Origin of the sequence: Streptomyces sp. NPDC102437, assembly GCF_044765565.1 — a bacterium.
Lineage (GTDB): Bacteria > Actinomycetota > Actinomycetes > Streptomycetales > Streptomycetaceae > Streptomyces.
Genome location: NZ_JBIWKI010000144.1, coordinates 1 through 2430, shown reverse-complemented (window position 1 = coordinate 2430; position 2430 = coordinate 1). Strand labels below are relative to the sequence as shown.

Annotated in this window: 1 protein-coding gene; it reads right to left on the bottom strand. The window is 65.9% G+C overall.

The genetic code is table 11. The features are described 5' to 3' along the window. On the bottom strand, positions 1–2430 hold a 2430-nt coding region (locus ACIRJP_RS42405; RefSeq protein ID WP_404186565.1), incomplete at both ends, for an SDR family NAD(P)-dependent oxidoreductase.

Sequence of the window (2430 nt, the reverse complement as noted above, 5' to 3'; positions counted from 1 at the left end):
GGCTTCGAGCAGGAGGCGCTGCTGGGGGTCCATGGCCAGGGCCTCGCGCGGCGAGATCCCGAAGAAGTCCGCATCGAACTCCGCGGCGTCGTACAGGAAACCGCCCGCTGTGGCGAAGCTGCTGCCCGCGTCGTCCGGTGCTGAGTCGAGCAGGGCGGCCAGATCCCAGCCGCGATCAGTGGGGAAGTCCGACACCGCATCACGACCGGACCGTACGAGATCCCACAATCCTTGTGGGTCACGTACACCTCCAGGAAAGCGGCAGCTCATGCCGATGATGGCCAAAGGTTCGTCTGAGGTGCCCCCCGATTGCACGGTCGGCGCAGGCGGGGCGTGCGATCCGACCTCGTCGGCGAACAGCGACGCGAGGTGTACGGCGAGCTGTTCGGACGTGGGGTAGTCGAAGACCAGCGTCGAAGGCAATGTGATGCCAAGGCCATTAGCGAGCTGATTGCGTAGCTCGACTGCGGTGAGCGAATCGAAGCCGAGATCCTTGAAGGACCGATTGGCCTCGATGTCGTCGGAGGCGGAGTGTCCGAGTACAGCTGCCACCTCCGTGGTGACTGTTGCCAGGAACCATGACCGTCGTTCCGCAGCCGTCATTCCAGCGAGCCGCTGCAGTTTCCCGGACTCGCCCGTATTCGCCTTCTCTTCCCGGAGGCTCGTGCCTGTCCGGCCTGAGCCTGCACTCCCATCGAGTATGGTCCGTGCCTCGGAGAGGCCGGACATCAAAGGGCTGGGGCGGGCGGAGACAAAGGCAGGCAGAAAGACATCCCACAGGACATCGGCGACGGTGACACACGCTTCCCCGAGCCGCACTGCCTGTTCAAGAGCGGCGATCGCAAGGTCGGGCTGCAGCGCAGGCAGGCCACGACGGCGCATGTGCTCGCCGGCATCTCCGTCCGCCATCCCGCCATCGGCCCACGGGCCCCATGCGACGGAAGTGGCGGCAAAACCCCGAGCCTGACGACGCTGCGCCAGCGCGTCTAGGTAGGCGTTCGCTGCACCATAAGCAGCTTGGCCGCCGCTTCCCCAGACACCGGAAATGGATGAGAAGAGCACGAAGAGGTCGAGCCGCTGCTCGTCTAGGAGCGCATCAAGGTGCGCCGCTCCAGCCGTTTTGGCGCTCAGTATGTCGGCGAATTCGTCCGTTCCGGTCTCCAGCAGGGGCGTCAGCTGGCCGACTCCTGCCGTGTGGACGACGCCACGAAGCGGCTTGTCTTGAGGAATGGTGGACAGGAGATGCTCCACCGCAGCCCGGTTCGATACATCGCAGGCGGCCATGGTGACCTCGGCACCCAAGGCGGTGAGTTCATCCCGCAGCGCGTCGGCCTGTGGAGCGTCTGGACCACGCCGGCTGACGAGCAGCAGGTGGTCCGCGGCCGCACGTGCCAGCCAGCGCGCTACATGGCCACCCAGCCCGCCGGTACCGCCGGTGATCAGAATCGTGCCGCTGGGGGCTGTCCACTCGGTGGCATCCTGCGCTGCGGCGGCGGAGGCGTTGGCGCTACCAGGGTGTCGAGAAAGGCGGCGGGCGAAGACGCCTGATGCCCGCAGCGCCAGTTGGTCTTCGCCACGAGAATCGGCAAGTACGCCGAGAAGCCGTTTGATCGCTCGCTCGTCGAGGGCCTCGGGCAGATCGACGAGCCCGCCCCAGGTCTCCGGAAGCTCCAGCGCCGCGGCGCGCCCCAGCCCCCAGAACTGGGCCTGGCTGACGTTCCGCGGTTCCTCGAAGCGGACCGTGGAGACCGCCTCCCGCGTAGCGCACCACAACGGGGCCGACGCCTCGGACTCGGTCAGGAACCGAATGAGCTCCACGGTCGCGGCGAGCCCGGGCGGCAGCCCGCGGGTGTCGCTGCTGATGTCGGCGTGGTCATCCAGGGCGAGGAAGGAGAGAACCCCGGAGAGTCCCGCCACGTCATGGACCGTTTCACGAACAACATCAGGTACCGGGAATGCGTCCTCTGAGATATGTACGGCGTCAACACTGGCACCGCCCTCTCGCAGCGCGCGCACCACGGATGCGATAGATGCGTCCTCGCGAAGGCTGTCCGGCACTACGACGAGCCAATGGCCTTCTGGTGTGCGAGACGACGGCGCGGATGTTGAGACCCAGCTGACCCGGTAGCGCCAGGAATCGACAACGGATTGCTCACGTTGTTCGCGGCGCCATTTGGCGAGAGCGGGAAGCGCAGATGTGAGGGTTGTCTCGTCGGCCACCCCCAACGTACGGGAAAGCGCATCGAGGTCCTCGCGCTCCACGACTTCCCAGAAGAGGGAATCGGCAGACTCTGCCGAGGAGAGCGCTGGATCCGTGGTGACGTTGTCTGCTGATTTGAGCCAGTAGGTGTGGTGTTGGAAGGGGTAGGTGGGGAGGGGGGTGTGGTGGGTTTTGGGGTGGTTGTAGTAGGTGGTCCAGTTGGGGGTGTG